17 protein-coding genes and 3 pseudogenes are annotated in these 19933 nt (G+C 54.8%); 7 read left to right on the plus strand and 13 right to left on the minus strand.

Going from position 1 to position 19933, the window contains the following annotated elements; all coding sequences use genetic code 11:
• The first annotated feature begins 406 nt into the window (after positions 1 to 406).
• Together G6K99_RS22830 and G6K99_RS22835 are read left to right on the plus strand one after the other, a co-directional pair.
• The gene (locus G6K99_RS22830; protein ID WP_174198066.1) at positions 407 to 670 is read left to right on the plus strand and encodes a hypothetical protein; all 264 of its coding nucleotides are present in this window, start codon (positions 407 to 409) and stop codon (positions 668 to 670) included.
• Between the two features lie 11 nt (positions 671 to 681).
• Positions 682 to 1380, plus strand: coding sequence for a nucleotidyl transferase AbiEii/AbiGii toxin family protein (locus G6K99_RS22835; RefSeq protein WP_174198067.1), 699 nt, complete (start codon positions 682 to 684; stop codon positions 1378 to 1380).
• A gap of 188 nt (positions 1381 to 1568) precedes the next feature.
• Here G6K99_RS22835 and G6K99_RS23225 read toward each other — a convergent pair whose 3' ends face one another.
• The 3 genes and pseudogenes from G6K99_RS23225 to G6K99_RS22845 all read right to left on the minus strand — a co-directional run.
• Positions 1569 to 1811, minus strand: a complete 243-nt coding sequence (locus G6K99_RS23225) for a hypothetical protein (protein WP_202048854.1) — start codon at positions 1809 to 1811, stop codon at positions 1569 to 1571.
• Positions 1808 to 2410: a DMT family transporter gene (locus tag G6K99_RS22840; protein WP_202048855.1), complete on the minus strand. Its 603-nt coding sequence runs from the start codon at positions 2408 to 2410 to the stop codon at positions 1808 to 1810. Before G6K99_RS22840 ends, G6K99_RS23225 begins: the two co-directional genes overlap by 4 nt.
• A gap of 359 nt (positions 2411 to 2769) precedes the next feature.
• Positions 2770 to 2991 (minus strand): annotated as a pseudogene (locus tag G6K99_RS22845) (cytochrome d ubiquinol oxidase subunit II); the annotation flags it as partial.
• Positions 2992 to 3427: 436 nt separating this feature from the next.
• Between G6K99_RS22845 and G6K99_RS22850 the strand changes: the two are divergent.
• Positions 3428 to 4051, plus strand: a complete 624-nt coding sequence (locus G6K99_RS22850) for a GNAT family N-acetyltransferase (protein WP_174198068.1) — start codon at positions 3428 to 3430, stop codon at positions 4049 to 4051.
• Between the two features lie 776 nt (positions 4052 to 4827).
• On the opposite strand, the gene G6K99_RS22855 is transcribed toward G6K99_RS22850, so the two are convergent.
• The 8 genes from G6K99_RS22855 to G6K99_RS22890 form a co-directional block, all read right to left on the minus strand.
• Positions 4828 to 5349, minus strand: coding sequence for an N-acetyltransferase (locus G6K99_RS22855; protein WP_162728420.1), 522 nt, complete (start codon positions 5347 to 5349; stop codon positions 4828 to 4830).
• Positions 5350 to 5437: 88 nt separating this feature from the next.
• Entirely contained in the window at positions 5438 to 6652 is a 1215-nt protein-coding gene (hmpA, locus tag G6K99_RS22860) for an NO-inducible flavohemoprotein (protein ID WP_174198069.1), read from the minus strand.
• 86 nt (positions 6653 to 6738) lie between these two features.
• Positions 6739 to 7302: a peroxiredoxin gene (locus tag G6K99_RS22865; protein ID WP_113111961.1), complete on the minus strand. Its 564-nt coding sequence runs from the start codon at positions 7300 to 7302 to the stop codon at positions 6739 to 6741.
• Positions 7303 to 7362: 60 nt separating this feature from the next.
• Positions 7363 to 7911, minus strand: coding sequence for a carboxymuconolactone decarboxylase family protein (locus G6K99_RS22870; RefSeq protein WP_113111960.1), 549 nt, complete (start codon positions 7909 to 7911; stop codon positions 7363 to 7365).
• A 79-nt stretch (positions 7912 to 7990) separates the two neighbouring features.
• Positions 7991 to 8707 carry a hypothetical protein gene (locus G6K99_RS22875; protein ID WP_113111959.1) on the minus strand — a complete coding sequence of 239 codons (717 nt, stop codon included), beginning with the start codon at positions 8705 to 8707 and terminating at the stop codon, positions 7991 to 7993.
• Between the two features lie 34 nt (positions 8708 to 8741).
• On the minus strand, positions 8742 to 9389 hold the full coding sequence (locus G6K99_RS22880) for a MarR family winged helix-turn-helix transcriptional regulator (RefSeq protein WP_113111958.1): 648 nt from the start codon (positions 9387 to 9389) through the stop codon (positions 8742 to 8744).
• Between the two features lie 60 nt (positions 9390 to 9449).
• Positions 9450 to 10901 (minus strand): PLP-dependent aminotransferase family protein, encoded by a 1452-nt coding sequence (locus G6K99_RS22885; RefSeq protein ID WP_113111968.1) that lies wholly within the window; start codon positions 10899 to 10901, stop codon positions 9450 to 9452.
• A 40-nt stretch (positions 10902 to 10941) separates the two neighbouring features.
• Positions 10942 to 11625 carry an MOSC domain-containing protein gene (locus G6K99_RS22890; protein WP_174198070.1) on the minus strand — a complete coding sequence of 228 codons (684 nt, stop codon included), beginning with the start codon at positions 11623 to 11625 and terminating at the stop codon, positions 10942 to 10944.
• Positions 11626 to 11821: 196 nt separating this feature from the next.
• On the opposite strand from G6K99_RS22890, the gene G6K99_RS22895 reads away from it, so the two are divergent.
• A complete protein-coding gene (locus tag G6K99_RS22895; RefSeq protein WP_174198071.1) occupies positions 11822 to 12520 on the plus strand; it encodes a glutamine amidotransferase in 699 nt (232 codons plus the stop codon).
• A 506-nt stretch (positions 12521 to 13026) separates the two neighbouring features.
• Here G6K99_RS22895 and G6K99_RS22900 read toward each other — a convergent pair.
• Positions 13027 to 14019, minus strand: a complete 993-nt coding sequence (locus G6K99_RS22900) for a catalase (protein ID WP_244631601.1) — start codon at positions 14017 to 14019, stop codon at positions 13027 to 13029.
• A gap of 235 nt (positions 14020 to 14254) precedes the next feature.
• Between G6K99_RS22900 and G6K99_RS22905 the strand changes: the two genes are divergently transcribed.
• Positions 14255 to 15730 (plus strand): catalase, encoded by a 1476-nt coding sequence (locus G6K99_RS22905; protein WP_113111955.1) that lies wholly within the window; start codon positions 14255 to 14257, stop codon positions 15728 to 15730.
• 522 nt (positions 15731 to 16252) lie between these two features.
• On the opposite strand, the pseudogene G6K99_RS22910 reads toward G6K99_RS22905, so the two are convergent.
• Positions 16253 to 17420, minus strand: a pseudogene (locus tag G6K99_RS22910) (IS3 family transposase).
• Between the two features lie 1146 nt (positions 17421 to 18566).
• Here G6K99_RS22910 and G6K99_RS22915 point away from each other — a divergent pair.
• Together G6K99_RS22915 and G6K99_RS22920 are read left to right on the plus strand one after the other, a co-directional pair.
• Positions 18567 to 18704 (plus strand): annotated as a pseudogene (locus G6K99_RS22915) (transcriptional regulator); the annotation flags it as partial.
• A 119-nt stretch (positions 18705 to 18823) separates the two neighbouring features.
• Positions 18824 to 19384, plus strand: a complete 561-nt coding sequence (locus G6K99_RS22920; protein ID WP_174198072.1) for a hypothetical protein — start codon at positions 18824 to 18826, stop codon at positions 19382 to 19384.
• Positions 19385 to 19933 lie beyond the last annotated feature (549 nt).

Consider the following 19933-nt stretch of genomic DNA (forward strand, 5'->3'; position numbering starts at 1 on the left):
ATACGTCCGGCGCGACCTCGTTGAGGGATACTTTGATTTGCACAGCGTTTGCGGCTTTGAACATTGTCCGAATGCACATGGAGGAAGAACGATCGTCAAGACGGTAGCTCGCGCCGCACGCAGGGATATGTTGAGCCGTGGCGCATTCGATGCATCCGGGTGCAGCTTTCATGCTGGATTACTCGTCGGCTGTCGATTATTCTCAGGCTTACGGGATTTAAATGCGATCATGGATGTTATAAACGGTCGGCGGCGTTTCAGCGTCGCTGCCTCGCGACCAGTGCTTGCTCGTTGCGACATCATTTCCCATCAGTATAGTTGCCTTTAAATGCCTGCATCTGCGATATTTCTTGCGTTTTTTAGGGATATGTGGTACACAGCTTATTGAAAACTGGTGGTTATGACGATGTCTAGCGTTGCCTTTAAAGTACTGTCGACGGTGAACGCCCCCTACGGGACGAACCTTTCGGCTGTGCAACTCGCTTCGAAGATTTCCGATCTCGCGAGCGTAGAGAATTTCGATGCTTCCGCATTCTCATTCTATTCCGAAGTGAAAGCCGAGCTCCAGCACCAGTTTTTGGATGAGATGGAAATTGACCACGGGGCCGCATCCGAGATTGCTAAGAAATTCTCGCAGCTAGCCGGATACCCGCTCGCCCTAGCCGCCTGAGGGCTGTCCTGATGAGCCAATGGGAAAGCCTCTTCGACCAGTCTGTGTCGATAATCAATCAGGCGAACTCTTCCTTTACACTCATCGATAGTTGGACTTTCGGCGGCGGGACCGCCCTTATGCTTCAGATCAGTCACCGTGACAGCTTCGATATCGACATATTCATCGACGATCCGCAAATCCTCCGATATTTGAATCCGACAACGCAGGGCTATACCTTGCAGGTGAACCCAGATGAATATGTTTGGGACGGGACGCATGCGCTCAAGATCGTATTCGCGGGCATTGGTGAAATCGACTACATCTGCGCTCCAAGCCTGACCGACGATCCTACGTCCCGTGTCACGGTGCGAGGGATCGAAGTTGACCTCGAGACACCGGGAGAGATCATCGCGAAGAAGGTTCACTACCGGGGAATCTCTCTTCAACCACGTGACATGTTCGATATCGCGTGCATTGCCAAGGCACTCGGCGATGAATACGTTGTCGACGCTCTCTTGCCATTCAGAAACAAGGCCGCCGCTGCATTGGCAGTCGCCGAGAGAATGAACCCAGGCCTCGCTAGTACGGTTATGGGGAAGCTTCAATATAGAGAAGGCTATGCGGATATTTCGAGAACTGCACAAGCGAAGACAATCTCGCTTTTGAAAGAGGTGTGCAAATACGCGCCACCGGTATCCGCCGCACCTTCCTCTCCGTTCCCGCGCTGATTACTAAGCAACCGGGCGATCTCAGCTGTAGTGCCTTTCGGTTAACCACCCCTTGGATGCGTATCATTGCGGGTCAGCCAGCGAAACCAAGTGGGGTCGGCGTCAGCGAGCGGAGGTCCTTGCTGCGAGTCTGCGAGGCTCGGTGATGACCAACATCTCCCGGTGTGAGTGAGCCGTTTTCCAAACATTTAGCGAGTCGACGGGTCGTGGTCGATGGTTCGTATTTTGAACAAAAGCAGATCCGCCAGAATAGGCCACAGGATCGCAAGATACTCGAACGGTGCAAGCAGTGATGCTTCGGCATGGCGGAACGAAAGCGTCATGGCAATGTGCGCAAAGCCTCCGAAGAGGCCCGCCAATATGAGGAGGATAAAGGCAAAACCTCCAGGCATGACCCAACCAAATGGCACGGTCGCAATACCGCCGATCATCGAAACAATGACGAAGTAGAAAGCGATCGCTCCGGGACTTTCAGTTCGGCTAGGCTACGGACCATAATCAACGCAAAGGCCGTCAGGATCCCCATCAGCAGGCCCCATATATATCCCCACATACGACCGGCATCCATATCGACGTGACCAAGCTCCGGCCAAACAAGAACAAGCACCCCTGCCAAGCCGAGCACGACGCCACCGATCCGCCATACCGTAACCTTTTCTGACAAGAGAAGAACGCCAGCCACGCTAGTAAACGCAGGTGACAGGTAGGTGAGAAGCGTCGCCTCTGCGAGCGGAAGCCGGGCAATGGAGGCAAATGATGCAAACATCGCTGCGGCACCCAGGCCTGAGCGCAACAGGTGCCCAAGGGGACGTTGTGTCGCGAGCCCGTGCGGGAACTCTGCCCGCACCCACAGAAAAATAACCAGCGGTATAAGCGCAAACGCAGAGCGGAAAAACACGATCTGGCCAACTGGTATCTCGGCAGAGACTGCCTTGACGCAGGTCGACATGCCCGCGAACAGAAAGCCGGACAGGATCCGTAGGAGCATCCCCATCCTTGGGCTTTCAGTCATTGGCTTGGCTGACGCCATGAGCGGAGTGCTACCTTTAGCTTTAGTGATAACTGTGTCCTCGTACAGACTGCCCTCTAGTCGGGCAGGCGAAAATTCACCCACCACAAGAAGTGGATATTTTGCTTTGAACGATAGGGCGAGCTTTCAATCGCCGCATCCCACCGAAAACATGGCATTCAGAAAAGCCTTTGAGATGATCTCATTAGGATCCTGACACTGCGGGTCCGCTCGAATAGATCGTAGAAGCGACCGCGGCAAGCCTCCGTGTCAGTTCAGGAACCCGCGGATTACACGGGCGGGGGCGGTAACAGCAACACTGCCGACGCCTGCCAACCACATGGCAACGAACCAAGCTGTCTTGCGAAGGTGCTCGTCCATCAGTGGTAGCCTTCCGGGTCGATTTTGCCGCGGAAAACCCAGTACGCGTATGCAGTGTACGCAAGGATCACCGGCAGGAGCACAATTGCCCCGACGAGCAGGAACGTCATGGAGGTTACCGGCGCCGCGGCCTGCTTGATGGTGATCGTGCCGGGGATGATGTCCGGATGAAAGCTGATCCCGAGTCCCACGAAATTCCGCACGAACAGGCCAAGCGCCGCAGCATCGCGGCTTTGATCAAAGGGTAAAAAACTTCGACTGCATCTGCTTCACTCATCCTGCCTCGCACGACCGTGCCTGCAAGCGCCTCTCCTGCTCCAACCAGACCAATACATACTTTCTCGAGTTCAGCGCGCATCAACACGCTATGCGGTTCAAGTACGGTGATGAACATCGTGACGCAGTGATCGAGCATTTCTTGCAATACGACTGCTTTGTCGGCGCTGCCTGTCAACGCCGCGCCGACGGCATGAACCTCGCCGTTGCTATCGGATGCGCAGTGAATGAAGGCGGAGGAACGTAGCGTCGGCGTTGGGGCTAGCGTTGACCGAACATGAGGGTTCTGGTCTGCTGGCATGTAGAAAGATCCCGATTACCGAACTCAATCGCGCTATGGTCGCAGCGACGGGATCCCCTCTCACGGGAGGAACGATTGCGATGTTCGTAAACTGGTACATCGGGCAGGAGGTTCCGTCTTTCGCATTACAAGTTGGGTTGCCGATCGACCCTAGTCTTCAAAGTATAATCACAAACGGCGGAGGGGAAGTCTCCGGCAATGGCTGGGCCAAGTTCGCTCTTGAACCTGATACAGGATCAGTGAATCTCGGTGAAGACGTTCGCGTGGACATTGTGAAGGCAACCGCGGCGACTGCGGACGAATTCGGAAACCTGACACAGTCGGGATTTGGCCTCCCTGAAGCCACTGCACCATGGTTCGCTGCACTGGTAGGGCGACCAGGATGGTTAGCTTATATCGCATCGGTTGAGGGGGAGGGTGTGGGCGCCGCGGCAATGTATGTGAAAGGAGGGGCTGCTTGGTGCGGTATAGACGCCACGTTGCCGAGCTATCGCCGACAGGGCGTTCAGAGGGCACTTATTCACAGGCGCGTGGAGGACGCACAGCGTTCTGGATTGAGCATCGTTACGGCTGAAACGTCTTATCCATCCAATTCCGAACAGGCTGACGCCGCCTCCTATCGCAACTATGGCAGAGCGAACTTCAAGATGGTTTACGCTCGGCCCATTTTCCGTTTCTCAACAGCCTCTCTTGCAACGAGCTAGCACGCTGCGTCAGCTGTTAGGGGAGCTGAATGTCCGAACCGACGCGGTCAGGTGCGATCTGCCTATTGTTGTCTCTGCTGCCTGGTCGCTGTCCGGCCCATGAGGTCGGTTTCAACCGGTTCGTTCCCCGATTGCCTCTGGGGCATACAAGCCAAATATCGAGTGCGCGTCGATCGACGCCCGATAAAGTGGAGTCAGTCAATTGTCGATACGGAATACAAACATGATCGGTCATGCACCAATCGGCGTTTTCGTTAACGGGACGGAGGATACAATGGGTTTAGCTGAATTGGCGCGTTCGCGGAAAATCGCAAGTACTGTCGTGTCATCGACTTCAGAAATCCCTTCCGATATCGCTCCACTGTTTTTTTGTGAGCAGAGCAGAGATTTACTAGCAGAGATAGATTTTGCGACCCATCTGTTCATCATTACGAGACGCTGATGAGCACCGTAGTCCCCTGCGAGCTAATTTAGCGAGCGTCACCACAACGAGCTTGCCTCGGTTCAGTCGCCACATGAGAGCAGAGGAAAAATTCTGCCAGGATCGCCTACCTGAATTACGGACGAGTAGTCCCGAAGGAGATGGCACAACCGGGATGCGTTCTCGGCCTTCGCAACCATTTGCAGTGCATTGTTCCGCGCAGTCTGCGCAGACGCATGTTGGTGCCATTTCCACTTCTAAGAAGGGTCGACCTCCGCCCGTAACCTTGCCCCTACGCTTCCCCCGTAAGACAAAATGGTTGCGAAGAGGAGGACGTCGCATCGTTTCATACTGGTTAAGGCGCCAGCTTTTTCTCGAGAACGACCAAACTCAAATCAGGACGGAGAGGGACGCCGACAGTGGAATCGTCGTAGGGGAAAGGAATCGTCTTGCCGTTTAGCCGGAAGCCGCGGCGTTCATACCATGCAATGAGTTGCTGTCGCTGCTTGATCACAGTTATTCGCAGACAGTCTGCGGACGCGGCAATAGCTTGTTGTTCTACGTTAGTTAAGAGATCGGCCCCAATACCTTTGGCTTGGTTTGTTGGGTCAACAGCGAGTAAGGCTATGTACCAGATTTGGTTCTCCAGAACCGCGATATGTACACAGCCAGCAATCGGCCCATCATGCGTAGTTTTACATAGGAGAAAGCGACCGGCGACGAACTCGGCGCCGATGGTCTCACTACTAATCCTGGGGCCCGACAGTAGCTGCCTTTCATCTGTCCAGCCCGGCTTTGACCCTGATAAGCGGTAGGCCGAATTGATGAGACGAACCAGTTCTGGCCCATCATCCACTATCGCATTTGAGAAGTACATTTGGACAGTCTCCATATCGATCGCCACCAAATCGTAGAGATCGAATTAGCTATATTGCATTGGTCCGGTCGGCGTCGGATGCCCAAGCCTAGGCTGCGAGTAACTCGTCAGATGGTCCAAAGAACTCGAAGTGAATTCGGCAAGGCTCAATTCCCGCTTCCCACAAACCGTTGATCAACGACCGCAAGAACGGTTTTGGACCGCAAAGATAGAAGTCAGCGTCAACAAAAGGCGTATGGTTTCTCAACCAGTCGATGTTGATGAAGCCGTTATAGTCGTGGCTTTGCCCGGCGACATCCAAAGCGCCGGGGTCGCTGTAGAAGGTCGAAACCGCGATGCGGCCGTGAGATTTTGCGATCGAACGAACGTGCCGATCCATTGCGTGGGTGGAACTATTGAGCGCGGCATGAATGTAATGAACTTCCAGAGCAGGGAGATCGGTATTGATCGACTCGATCATACTCACCATTGGCGTAAGACCAACGCCGGCCGACAGGAGGATAACCGGTCGTACCTGATCCGAGTTAAGGAAAAAGTCACCCGCAGGCGGTGAAAGATAAATGGTGTCACCGACTAACGCTATGTCATGAAGGTGGCGTGAGCCGCCAGAACCCGCTGCTTCGCGTTTCACAGAAATGCGATAGTATTCATCATTCGGTGCACTGGAGATTGAATAATTACGCTTTATCTCAGTGCCATGTTCCAGTTCGAAACGCAAAGTAAGATACTGCCCCGGATGATGTCGAATGACAGGACTTCCATCCGAGGGACGGAGAATGAAGGACGTGATCACTTCGCTTTCTCTTATCCGCTCCGATATGATGAACTGGCGCCAGCCTGTCCAGCCGCCTGGGCTTTGTTCGAGATCACGGCGAATATCGGCTTCGCGTTCCTTCAACAAGTCCGCAAGGAACCAATATCCTTCTGCCCACGCGTCCAAAAGTTCTGGAGTTGCTGCCGCCCCCAAAACGTCAGTAATCGCGTCGAGCAATGCCCTTGCAACAAAGGGGTAATGCTCTGGAAGGATGTTGTAGCCAATATGCTTTTGCGCGATGCGCTCGACCACGGGCAATAATGGCTCAAGATTTTCGATATTTCTCGCATAGGCGAGGATCGCAGTCGCAAGAGCGTTGACCTGGGAACCGCCTTCCCCCTGATTGGAGTGGTTGAACAAAGCTCGGATATGATCATCGAGAAAGAGCCGGTCGTACATCGCTTTTGTAATCGCGGGCCCATGCGCGGCAAGTGCCGGAACGCTGCTCTTGATGACCGCAGTTGTCTTTAATGAAAGAGGCTTTGGCATTCGGATTGACTTTCTGGGTTACGACTAGAGAACTCGTTGCCGGCTTCGGCAACGGATGCTCAAATTCAATTACTGAGATCGCGGAATTAAGCGCCGCTGGGTGGCTTTATCTCGACTTCACACTGGCTATCATTACACGCAGTATCTCCAGCACCGATTTTACTCGGCGCGAGTGAGACCTTCTGGGCTGCGAGTGCCATGGCGATACGCGCGCCGACTGTCAGATCGTCCTCGACCCCAAAAGCGTGGTGATGAACTGTACCATCACGGCCAATCAGCACGGATGACGGAGTGCCGCGCATTCCGTAGAGCTGCATGGTCACAGGCAGTGTTGACTGATTGTGGTCGATAGCAACCGGAAACGTTATTCCGTACTCGTGGATAAACGCTTCGAGCGTTACAGGGGGCATGGCAGCATGATGCTCAAACACGGTGTGAAGACCGATTATCTGTAGATCGGTACCGCCAAAGACTTTTTGGATGCGCTTCAGTTGCGGAAGTGCCTCGGAAACACATCCCGGGCACAAGAGTTGGAAACCATGGAGCAGAACAGGCATCCCGAGCAGTGACGCAAGTGTGATTGGTTTATGGGTATTGAACCACCTGTCGACAACGAGTTCGGGCGCGCATTCGGTATTGGATGGGGACATTGGATCGTTCTCCGAATGGTGCGGGCCGCTGAGGCGGCGGCCCGCCTTTAGACCTGATGCTCAGGCGGCAGAGCGAGTGAGCTTCACGCCTGGAAAATCGACAGGGACATCTAGAGCGACGTTGATGTAGTTGGTGAACAGGTTCAGCGCGATGTGCGCGATGATTTCAACGATGTCCTCATCATCGAACCCAGCCGTACGGAGAGCGTCGAAATCTTCATCGTGCAGTTCGGCCCGCTTTTCGACAGTTTTAACCACGAAAGCCAGGGCTGCTGCAGTACGAACATCTTGAGAACGCCCAGCCTGAGCCTCCGCCATTTCCTGACTCGTTGCGCCCGCTTTACGGCCAAGCGCAGTATGGGCGGCTAGGCAATAGTTGCAGTTGTTGCGATCTGCGACCGCGACCGCGATCTGCTCGCCGAGCTTGGCACCAAGCCGGCCGCTACCAAGGGCGCCGAATGCACTCCACATGCTGTTCAATGCCGCTGGCGAGTTGGCGACGGCCTTAAACATATTCGGCACAACGCCGAACGCGTCCCTGATTTGGCCGAGCTGGGCTGCGACTTCGGTTGTTGCATTGGAAGGGTCAATAAGGGTAATCCTGGTCATGTTCTTACTCTCTGTTAGCCTGGAGGGGGGAATGAAGCCGGTTCGTCGATGGCAGTCGGCGAGCCGGCGCTTGCAGATATTACTTCGTGGACTGAACCTTGCCAGGCAGGCTAAGGTCGCCAGAAGCAATCTTGAAGACGTCGGTAACGCACAGAAGCGGTGCATGCAGGTTGCCGTTGACTTTCAGACCAGCGGTCACGCCGTCGAAAGACGCACCCTTAATGCCGTTGATGAAAGCGAGAGGGATCTCGACGTCGACTTTGTCGCCGGTAAACGTTGTCGGATACTCAGGGCTATCGATGAGAAGCGGGACGCCCGGCCAGGTCTTTGGCACTTTCGGCTTTGTCCCTTTTGGAATATCGACCACCTTAAGACCGGCGCCACATGCCTTGTCTTTTGTGAGCACTACCCAGTGCGGATGCCAGATATGACGGTTCTTAGCACCGTTCGCGGCATCGTCGAAGTCTGGGTGGAACGTGACGGCGAGCGCTACGATTCCTTGCTTCTTGTCAAACCCGATTTCACTACTGTCGAGGCTTGTTGGCCAGACATACGCGTAGACTTCCGACCCTTCGAACTTGCCAGTCGCGTCGGGTTTGTCTTTGCCAGCCTCACCTCGGACGCGGGTCGAGAAGACAGCGGTGGTGCCCTTTGTCGTAATTGCCGTTTCGACAATGTCAAAAGACGCAGTCACGCCATCTTTCGCGTCAGCGATGATCGGATCGGCTTGGGCGGCGCTTAGGCAAAGCAGTGCTGTTCCGGCGACAAAGGCGCCAGTTAGATATTTCGGGTACATATTTTATTTCCTCTTCGGTTGCCTGGAGGGTGGACTATCCCTGTGTAAAAGCTTTCCAGGTGGCAGCCTGGTAAGCGGGATCGGCTTGCTCGTGTTCGCGACAGTCGATGCGCAGATCATGCTGGCCGAATGAAGCATTCACGAAATGACAGTGGTGCGGCGAGCTACCATCCGCATGGGCGAAAGGTTCGAAAAATCTACATGTCACGCACATCCGCTGCACCGGAAAACTGTCCGCCTGCTGCAGTTGCCGTATCATCCGCACTAGGGCGACTAGTAGCTCGACCTGAACATCTTTCTCAAGTCCCGCAATCGACCGTTCAGTCATCGTTGGTAACTTGTCTGCGGCGAGGAGTGCGTCAGCACCCGCGTCGGTTATTACTACAGTGACACCGCGACGATCAGTCTGTCCTGGTTGTTTCCGAAGAAGCCCTTTCCGTTCCATCGTACTTATTGATTCAGTCGCGCTCGGTTGGGTCACTCCCAACTGATTGGAGATCTCTTTCACGCTGACCCCATCTTCGCCTCTGCTCTCAAGAAAGGTAAGAATGCTTAGTTGGGTCGGATTAACGCCGATTAATTTGGCCCTATTCCAGTCGTCTACCCGCATTGCTGTTGCGATACGTCCAAGGCCTTCGCGGATACGGTAATCTATGCTGAGCGGGTTCTTCGGCGTTTCCATGGAAATTGTATATAGGACTCCTATACAATAAGCAACACGTTTTTCGAATTGTCCCAATTTTTACAAGATGGTCTCATCCGGTATTGACGCCGCTAGTAGTGCCACTGCGGTGTGAAGTTCATGGTCATCTAGAGCTGCATAGCCCAGCCGGAACGTTTCAGATGCCTGAGCAACATCAAGCACGAACTTCATGCCAGGTAATACGGATAGGCCGATGCGAGCTGCATTTGCTGCCCACGTTTCGGCGCTCAAGCCGGGCCTAAGCCTAAGCCAAATCGCCAAACCACCGGCCGGAAGATCGAAATGAGCATCGACGCCCAGGTTCTCTCGCAGTAAGCTCGCTAGTACGTCACGCCGATGTTGATAGATGTGACGAGCTTTTCGGGCATGCCTGCGGATTGTACCATCTGCAATCAGATCACCTAACGCCTGCTCCAGAGGAAAATCGCCCTGCCGGTCGATTGCTTCTCGAATGTCCGCCATACGTCGAAGCGTCGCGTGTGGAGCAACCGCGTAGCCAAGCCGGATTCCCGGAGCCAGTAGCTTCGATAGTGATCCCAGATAAATGACCGACGGTTCGTTATTTCCATGGGCCGCCACCGGCAGGACCGGCGGGCCCTCGAACCGATATTCGTGATCATAATCATCCTCAATTATCGTCAGACGATAACGGCAAGCGATTTCCTTCAGCCGATTTCGGCGAGCTGAGCTCATTGTAACGGTCGTTGGGTACTGATGGTGCGGAGTGACGTAGACAGCTTTGAGATCCGGCCGAGAGCCCGCTACTTTCTCGAGGTAATCGACATCGAGCCCGCCTTCATCAATCGGTATGCCCCTGATACCTGCGCCCGCCGCACGAAACGCCGACCATGCTAGCGGATATCCCGGCGACTCTACGGCGATACTCATACCAGGCTCTCCGATCGCACTAGCGGCGAGGAAAAGTGCCATCTGGCTACCTCGCGTTATGAATACGCTATCCGCTCTCACATTGAGTCCACGATCATCTTTGAGGTAGAACGCTAAAGCCTCTCTGAGAAATGGCGTACCCATCGGGTCGCCGTACGCATTTTCGGAAAGGAAGGCAGGCGAAACGATCGCACGCCGAAAGGCCTGTCCGAGTGCAACGGTCGGTGCAAGACGTGTATCCGGTATTCCGTCTGAAAACCTGACGCCCGGTGGCTGGACTGCTTGTCCATAGATCGCCTTACGGGAAGCCGGCCGGAACAGACGCGTTTCTTTGCCGAAATCTGGCAATGCTCGAGCGACGAAGGTTCCTCGAGATGGAGCCGCATCGAGCCAGCCTTGCGTCAAGAGTTCCTGATAGGCTGCATCTACCGTGTTCCTGTTCAATCCCAATGACTTTGATAGAGATCGGGTGCCCGGTAGTGGATCGCCCGAGGATAGCCTTCCACGTTCAATTTCTCCAATTATTGCTCGCGCAAGGGCAAGAAATATCGGCTCGCGTTCGTTTCGAACAACTTGGAGCGCCAGAACGGTCCCTTTACCCATCTTAATCCCGTCCGCATTGCTCTTCGAAACTGATTGCTCTTCAATGGACCTGCAGTCGCCGTGTCCAGTCCTCAACCTCTCGCGTCTCGATTCTCCTGCTAGCATATGATCGCCAATTTTCTGGCAAATGCGGTATATCCTGGATTTGCGAAAGCTCTTCGATGTTCAGACGATCGACGTAGAATGCATTCCATAGCCGACGGATGGTCCACTGAGGAGAAATCCGGTCAATGAGATCCAATTCATCACCAGGCTCCAGAGTACCGGGTTGGAGTACTCGGTAATACCAGCCCGTCATCCCTGTGGCTTGAACCTTCCGCGCCATATCGTCAGTCTCAAATCTTAGGTTGAGCTTCCAACATGGCTGTCGCCCCTGACTGACTTGGATCACAGCGCCGCCAATCCTGAATGTATCGCCAACTGCAACGTCAAATTCGGTCAGCCCTTGAGTCGATAAGTTCTCACCAAACGCACCCGGTTGTTCGAGTATATGCCTGTCGCCAACGATCTCGCGCCAAAGCTGGTAGTGCTCATATGCATAATGATGAACTGCTTTCTCCAGGCCGCCGTGGTATTTTGGATCACCGTGTCCATCACCCATAAGACCAGTCACCGTCAATTCTACAGCATTAGCAACGGGCGCCTTAGCGATCCCTGATCGCGCCTGTCGTTCTCCCAGCGGGCGCACAGATCCCACAAGGATTGTATCAACTTTCGTCGCCACAGTACGAAGCTCCAGTGTTCGAGGGCCGGTAAGAACTACAACGCTGCTTGCGTCGATTAATCGGCCGGTTCTGGTTTGTCTGGTGGGCCGGCATAGACTGCGGTTTGCCCGGACCATACCGTCTGGAAGATCCGGCTCTCCATAATGGAGGCCGACTGATGATTATTTATGATCTCATTCCCGAAGAGATCACGAAATGCTCAAGACAGCCGTTGCGATACGACATGTATATTTCGAAAATCTAGGAGCGTTCGAAGCTGTGTTGCAGCCGGCGGGCTACAAATTGCACTACCACGACGTAGGGATTCACGACCTGGCCGCTCTGGACCCAGTAGAGCCTGATCTCCTGTTCATTCTGGGAGGCCCGGTTGCAGTGTACGAGAGTGCTCTTTACCCGTTTCTCCTAGAGGAACAGAGATTGATATCAGCCCGCTTGCGTGCGAACCGACCGACGGTGGGAATTTGTTTAGGCGCCCAACAGATAGCGGCCGCACTGGGTGCAAAAGTCGCTCCTGTTGGACAGAAAGAGATAGGCTTTGCGCCGCTCACTCTTACTCAGGACGGTCAAAAAAGCCCCCTACGTCATTTGGCCGGTGTTCCCGTCCTCCATTGGCATGGAGATGCGTTCGAAATCCCGCCCGACGCGACCAACCTTGCGACAACGTTGAAATGCACTAACCAGGCTTTCACAGTCGGAGCGTCGGTTCTTGCCGTGCAGTTCCATCCCGAAGTGGATGCTTGTGGGATGGAGGAATGGCTCATCGGGCACGCCTTCGAGTTGGCAGACGCGGGCATTGATCCCCGTACAATCCGGCATGATGCTAATCGATACGGTCCTACTTTACGCGACGCTGGACGGCGGATGCTCGCAGAATGGCTCGCCCAGGTGAACTAAGGTCGTCGCTCGCTGTTTCTATCCGAATTCGAGTACGTATTTATTTTGTCGGAATCAGTGCCGCTGTTACCCTATGCATCGGTAGCGTCTCAGTTGTCGCGGAACGCGCGGTTCCTCAGTCCACCCACCGTGATTACCCTACCCGTAAGGGAAAGATCCACGATGCAGGTTTTTGCGGCGCGGCAGAAGGGCGTAGATGGAGAGGTATAGTCGGTGACACAAAGGTAATTGTGACCGGTTTTCTAGGGCGCCAGAACCGGGCGGAGTTGAAGCTGCGTTAACCTTCCGACGAAAGGGACTGATACTCGCTGACCGCGCTTGTCGAGGGCTTGAGCAAAAGGGGCGGATGTTAGGACTTCCGCTCGCACCTACGCGACCCTCGAGCGGACGGAGATGGTGAGGTCGGAATTGATTCTGCTCGATGGCTGCAACACTCACCATCTGATGAAACCTGATACGAAGCAAGAGACCGGCTAGTTGCCGGTCCCCTACAGTCGAGAAGTGAGCTATTTTGAGCGCAGTCCTAGAGAAATCGCGTAAGCGGTCGTGCGCGCTGAAAATATCTCATCAGCCGGAGGATTTATGCCGACCGCCAAACGCCCGGGATCAAAAATAGTTTGGTCGCAGGTGTCGTTCGGCTCCAAGCCTGTAATGCTGACATTTCCTATCGTTACCATCGAATGGGTATCCTCGTTAGTCCACCGAACCGTAACGTCATCGTGACGGTCATTCGGTTCGGCCAAGATAGCGATAATATCGAAAGTTGCTGGCCCTTCCTTGATGCGATCTGCTAGCTCTGAAACCAAGAATGAGGCCGGTTTGTTTGCAGCTTCGGCGTCGGAGATTGTAAGTTCACCAGCACGGGGCTGTACCTTGAACTTGAACGGGACCTTGTTCCCGTTTTCGTTGATACCCGTGAAAACATGAACACCCCAGTAAACGATACCAGCATAGCTCGCCGGCAAGAGCTCGTCTTTGATGAACGCAGCCTGTCGCGCCGTTTCAGGGTTATCGCGCGCGAAAGCGGCAATTCGTGCTGGATCCGGTTTGCCATCGGCAGCTGGAGCGCGTGCTTGGAGGAAACCCAGCATCTGATCGAGCGTTTTGGCGAAATGGACGGGCGCGTTTTCGAAAAGCACGTGACTCTCGTCGTTCCCTGAAAGGATCTTGATCGACAAGCCTCTCAACGCCGTCCTCGATGAATCTGCTACCTTAGGGTTGCCACCACTAACCGAGAACCGTCCGATCACAGGCCAGGACTGAGTGAAGCTTTTGGACGCTGTCACGCGCCCGGCATTTGGCTCGGGGGTGTATGTTCCGTGCACGCACTGACCCTTTGCAAATGTCGCACGCACACCTTCTGGGTTTCCGGCAACAGTCTTCAGTGCCTCAACGATAGTTTGAGCGTCCGCAGCGATAGCATCACTGGGCATGCCTGTGTTCGCGCTAGCAGCAAGCCCCGCTAGCAACCCGGCCGCACAAAGGTTTAGAGCTTTCATTAGATTTCTCCCAAGGCTCTCATGGAGCTGCGTGTTTACGTACTGCCAAGGATCATGGATTTAATAGCTTTCCTCACCGTCCGGATTCTTTCGGAAGAGTAGTCCGGATCTCCCTCAGCGGCCCAGCTTGGGTCGTAAACCCGGCACGCTGACCCCTTGGAGCTTGGAGATAAGGTGTGGGCCACTGCTCAGTACCGTGAACGCTCACGGCAGCCAGTCATGACGGAGATGAGGTATGGCTAAACTTACAACTGCTTTCGGCGCGCCCATCGCCGACGACAACAACACGATGACTGCCGGCCGTCGTGGCCCTGCACTCTTACAAGACGTCTGGTTTCTGGAGAAACTTGCGCACTTTGATAGAGAGGTAATTCCTGAGCGCCGCATGCACGCTAAAGGAGCCGGTGCTTTCGGCACGTTCACCGTCACGCAGGATATCACTCGCTACACGCGGGCCAAAATTTTCTCGCAGGTCGGCAAGCAAACCGAAATGTTCGTGCGTTTCTCAAGCGTGGCGGGCGAACGCGGTGCAGCGGATGCGGAGCGCGATATCCGAGGTTTTGCAATGAAGTTCTACACCGAAGAAGGCAACTGGGACCTTGTTGGCAACAACACCCCGGTCTTCTTCATCCGTGATCCTCTCAAGTTTCCAGACCTCAACCACGCGGTTAAGCGAGACCCACGTACTGGCATGAGGAGCGTTAATAACAACTGGGACTACTGGACCTTATTACCCGAGGCCTTGCATCAGGTCACGATCATCATGAGTGAACGCGGAATCCCCAAATCCTGGCGCCACATGCATGGTTTTGGAAGTCACACATTTAGCTTCATAAACGCGCAGAACGAGCGGACGTGGGTAAAATTTCATCTTCGTACGCAGCAAGGCATTGAGAATCTCTCCAATGACGAAGCTGCCTTAATCATCGGCAATGACCGGGAAAATCATCAAAGGGATCTTTTCGAAAACATCGAGTCCGGGAATTTCCCCCGGTGGAAGATGTTCATCCAGACGATGACGGAGGATGAGGCAGATGGTTGTGGGTTTAACCCATTCGACCTGACAAAGGTTTGGCCGAAGGGAGAATTTCCCCTCACGGAGGTAGGCGTTTTCGAGCTGAACCGGAATCCAGAAAATTACTTTCAAGACGTCGAGCAGGCGGCATTTTCCCCAGCAAATGTTGTCCCCGGGATCGGTTTCTCGCCTGATAAGATGCTGCAGGGTCGTCTCTTCTCCTACGGTGACACTCAACGCTACCGTCTTGGCGTCAACCACGCGCAGATACCAGTTAATGCTCCGAAATGCCCTGTTCACTCCTTTCACCGCGACGGTGCCATGCGCGTAGATGGAAATGGGGGACGCAGCACGCATTACGCGCCTAACAGTTTTGGCGCACTGCACGATCAACCAGATTTCTCAGAGCCGCCGTTAAGGACCGGCGGCGCGGCCGCCAGATGGGATCACCGCGACGACGAGGACTATTTCAGCCAGCCGGGCAACTTGTTCCGCATGATGAATGAAAACCAGCGCGCGGTTCTGGTCGAGAACACCGCGCGAGCGATAAAGGGCGCTGACAAGGCAATCATAGACCGCCATATTGCAAATTGCACGATGGCAGACCCTCTTTACGGGTGTGGCGTTGCGCGTGCGATTGCTGGCCTTGGTTCTGATGAAGTTGCGCATTCAGCGTTCGAGCCAGCCACAGAGTGACATCTCGAACCGACACGACCGGACCGCGGCTTGCGATCCGGTCGTGTTGCATTGTGCTGAGCGAGCCTCAGGGGTTTCATTGGGCGTCCCTGACGGGAGGCCGCTATCTCTTTATTCAGAGTTGTTCCAACTTCGACCGCAGGTAGGCAGTTCGCATCACATCAAGGCGGGACTTATTCATCCGGCGTTGACCAGGAGAGCGGCTCGCCATGCGGTACGGCGGTCGAGCGCAACAGAGACTGCCACTGATTGGTTCCTGGAGAGCAGCCGCCTCTTGGCCGTAAGGAACGGCACGCCGGGAAGGGGCTGCCGCCGAGCACGAAGCAATACAAGTGGAGCTAGACGGCAAAGTTCTGAACCCAGGGGCGCTGGGTGCGTTTGGTCAACATACACACAACTTTTTCCCCAAGGCTTTGATCACGGACCCGCCACGACGATCCAAGAAATCCGGCGGGCAACGGCTAATCGGTTCGCGAGCAACACGGGCTTTGAATAGCCCCGAGTTTCCGAGACACCCTCGGGTTAAGTTTTCTGCTGCTTTTCGAACTCTACGGGCGACAGCATCCCGTTTCTGACATGTTTCCGCTTCGGGTTGTAGAACATCTCAATGTAGTCGAACACGTCCTGCCTGGCTTCGTCTCTTGAGCGATAGACCTTTCGGCGTATCCGCTCCCGCTTCAACAGATTGAAGAAGCTCTCAGCGACGGCATTGTCATGGCGGTTGCCCCGTCGGGCTCATCGAATGAACCAGATTGTGGTGCTTCAGGAACGCTGCCCAGTCCATACTGGTGAATTGCGATCCCTGATCCGAATGCACTAGAACCTTTTCCTCTGGCTTTCGCCTCCAGACAGCCATCAGCAACGCCTGCAGCACGACATCCGTTGTCTGACGGCTCTGCATCGACCAGCCGATAACACGGCGGGAATAGAGATCGATCACCACCGCGAGATAGGCGAAGCCTTCGTTGGTCCGGATGTAGGTGATGTCCGTGACCCACGCCTTGTCCGGAGCAGCAACGCCGAATTGACGGTCCAGAGTGTTGTCGATGACAATGGAAGGCCTGCCGCCATAAACTCCGGGACGGCGCTTGTAGCCGATCTGAGCCTTTATCCCGGCAATCCGCGTCAGACGCGCAACCCGGTTGGGGCAGCATGTCTCGCCGTGATCGAGCAGGTCGTCATGAAGTTTGCGATACCCGTAGACCCTGCTGCTCTCTTCCCAAGCCGTCTGGAGCAGATCAATCTGCCGCTTGTCCTCACAGGCACGCTTGCTCAAGGGCATCCGAAGCCAGGCATAAAACCCGCTGGGATGGATGCGGAACAGGCGACACATCATTCGCACCGAGAACCGCTGTTGATGCTGGGCAACGAACGCGTACTTCACTCATTGCCCGGCATACGATGTTTACATCGTCGAGAGGGGTGCATCCATGGCGAAATACGCGGTCGCTTTTTTTAAAATGTCGCGCTCCTCCGTGACCCGCGCCAGTTCTTTTTTTTGCTGCCTGATCTCTTCGGACTGGTCGTTACCCTGGTTCCCAGACGCCAAGGAGAACTTCTTCTTCCACTCATAAAGTGAGTGCGGGCTTACACCGAGCCGCTGCGAAACCTCCGCAACCGGATAGCCCCGTTCCGTGATCTGACGCACCGCGTCGCGCTTGAACTCTTCGCTGAAATTCGATTTGCTCATGGTGATCTTCTTGCCTCAAAATTAGGAAAGAAGGCGTCTACAAAACTCGGGGCTATTCAGTGTCATTTAAACTTATCCACTTATTTAGTTGTATGACGTTTGATGACTGTCAAAATTCGAGTCTGGGCGTTCAATACACGTCTGCGCTGTGACCCCCGCAGTTGAATCGAGACACCTACGCTATCGTCTTGACGGACGCATCATTCCTTGTCGGGCTTGGAAAGCGACCGGCGTTTTCGAGTTGGCTTAATTCTCAATTGCTGTTGTGATGCTCCGCTTCCCATTCATTTGGAATACTCGCTAGGTGGTTCGTAGAACCAAGATCTTGTAAATTAACAGTACTATGCAAGCGAGCGGTCAGACGCATGCGGTCAGCGCGACGCATCGTGTCTACAGGTTAGGCTTTTGCAAGTGCAAAAAGGTGGGCTGTTGCGAGGACAAACCTTCCGAACCAGTGGGCTCGGTTTGGCTTTCGGATCAGGGAAAGGACTGCCTACATCATCAGTGTGAAGCAGGCTCAAGCGCGAGGCAGTTTTTCAAGAATTGAGGACTTGGGAAGGCTGATTAGTATCAGCCTTCCCACTCGAAACAGAAGCGTCATGCGGGGAGCATGTTGAGGGCACTGTTCCAGTCCGTACGATGGTTCAGCCCGCAATATGGTCGCACCCTCGTCTGGTTTGCCAAAGCGAGAGGGATCAGCTCTCGGCAACATATGGACTGTAACTACGTTTATACTGCTGGACAAGGCTTCAGTTGCGACGGCGATCAGCGAAGGTCGTTGTCTCGGAAGGGGTAGGAGAGCATTTCGGAAATAATTAAAAAACACTACCGACATGCTCGCTGGGTAACCGGTATTGAGGACCACAAGCAGTGCCACTGCATACCTATCGCCAGACGGGCGAAACGCCCATGTCTGAACGGCTAAGCGAACCGGCGGGACCGAAGGTCAGTCGCCTCCTTGTTTCCCTTGAGGCCGTGAATGCCGTTGGCCGTCAAACGGTGAGGTTCGACTGAAGCGCACAGACCAAGCGACGAAAGTTTTTCTATGCAAAGAAACATGCTTCGCTCCAAGTCGGCGCTGAAGCTGACCAGAAAGCATCCAGGGACCCCGGCGATGGAGTGTTGGACAACCGCTGGGCGGCAGCACACGCGGCGACCGCTGCAGGCGACGAAATGGCTGATCTTCTGCAGCTAGAGGCGGAGAACCAAAAGCTCCGCAAGATGCTGGCTGAAAAGTTGCGTGCCGAAAATGCTGATTTGCGCAAAAAGCTCAATCTCGGCTGATCTGGCCGACCCAACCGGAAACGCATCAGATCTCTTATTTGAGATAGCCAAGTTGGCGGCGGTCAGACCGTCGCCGGACCTAACCCGCATAGATCGATAACTGATGCGAGGCCTATCCCATGGCATCTCCCTGGAAGTTTTTAAGCCGACTCGTGTTGCGCCGCCGTGAGCCGAAGCAGGACGCTGAGGTTGCCGATGTGAAGCCGAATGTCCTGGCTCTTTCCGGTCCCGTGGAGACCGTAGCGGAGGAGAACCTGGCTAACTCAAGCGCACTCGGAGATGTTGAGCTATCACCGTCGGCTGTATCCGATCCTGATTTGGAAAAGCCTGCGCCGGTGGAAAGCGCTGTAAGCAGGGCGGATGATGGGGCAGGGACTGTCGTTGCTGACAAAGTCGTTGGTGATACTGCGCCATTCAATCTCCCGGGTACCGTCGTCATCCCATCTCCGGACGCAGCGAATTTGCAGCTGCGGGTAGAGAGCAAACCGCGAAAGCAGTTGGGTCGAGGCAGGAAACCGGAGCTGGTTGACACGACTCAAGTCCTACCTGACGTCAGCATCCCGTCAGACGATACGCTGAGCCTCGACGACGAGATCAGGTTGCTCAGGGGCCAATTGGTCGGAAAGCTTCGATTGCAGAACGCGCAACTGCGAAAGATGCTCGAGCGGTTCGAGCGATAGCAGAAGAGGCTGTCAATCGAAAAACGGGGATTGGGCGCCGTTTCGGTGTTGTACAGGTCTCTCGAGCTACATATAGGTGCCAGTGCATGGTAATTCTGTAAGGATGACGCAGCAGCATCCGACGGACAAGCCAGCCCAATTCGATATGTTCATCGACCCGGCGAACGGCCAAGAGGATCTGGTCTACTCCCCCTCGCGGGGCAGACGCGTCAAGAGCCAACCCATGGAAGAGGCTGAGATGCTGGCGGAACTCGCCGCGACGGGCCGCTACCGGATCCTGCACAGGCTTAAACCTCGTCAGGTCGCAGGTGTCGGCTGGACGCGGCTACCATCTCCATTTCGCCGAAGCTAGCGGCTTTACGCTGCGCGCAGTTTCCGGTGGCACCTCATGATACAAGGTGATTGACACGCCTATGTGTCGAGCGCTGCTACGCCGAAGTCCCGCTGCATCGTTGCCCGACACGAGCAGCTGAGACCTTGAGGCTTTTTCATCCACTACCATATAGCAGAAATCCGCGGCGGATCTGGCGCCATAAGCGGACCGGAGGA

Source organism: Neorhizobium sp. AL 9.2.2 (assembly GCF_013317225.1).
Classification (GTDB): domain Bacteria; phylum Pseudomonadota; class Alphaproteobacteria; order Rhizobiales; family Rhizobiaceae; genus Neorhizobium; species Neorhizobium soli.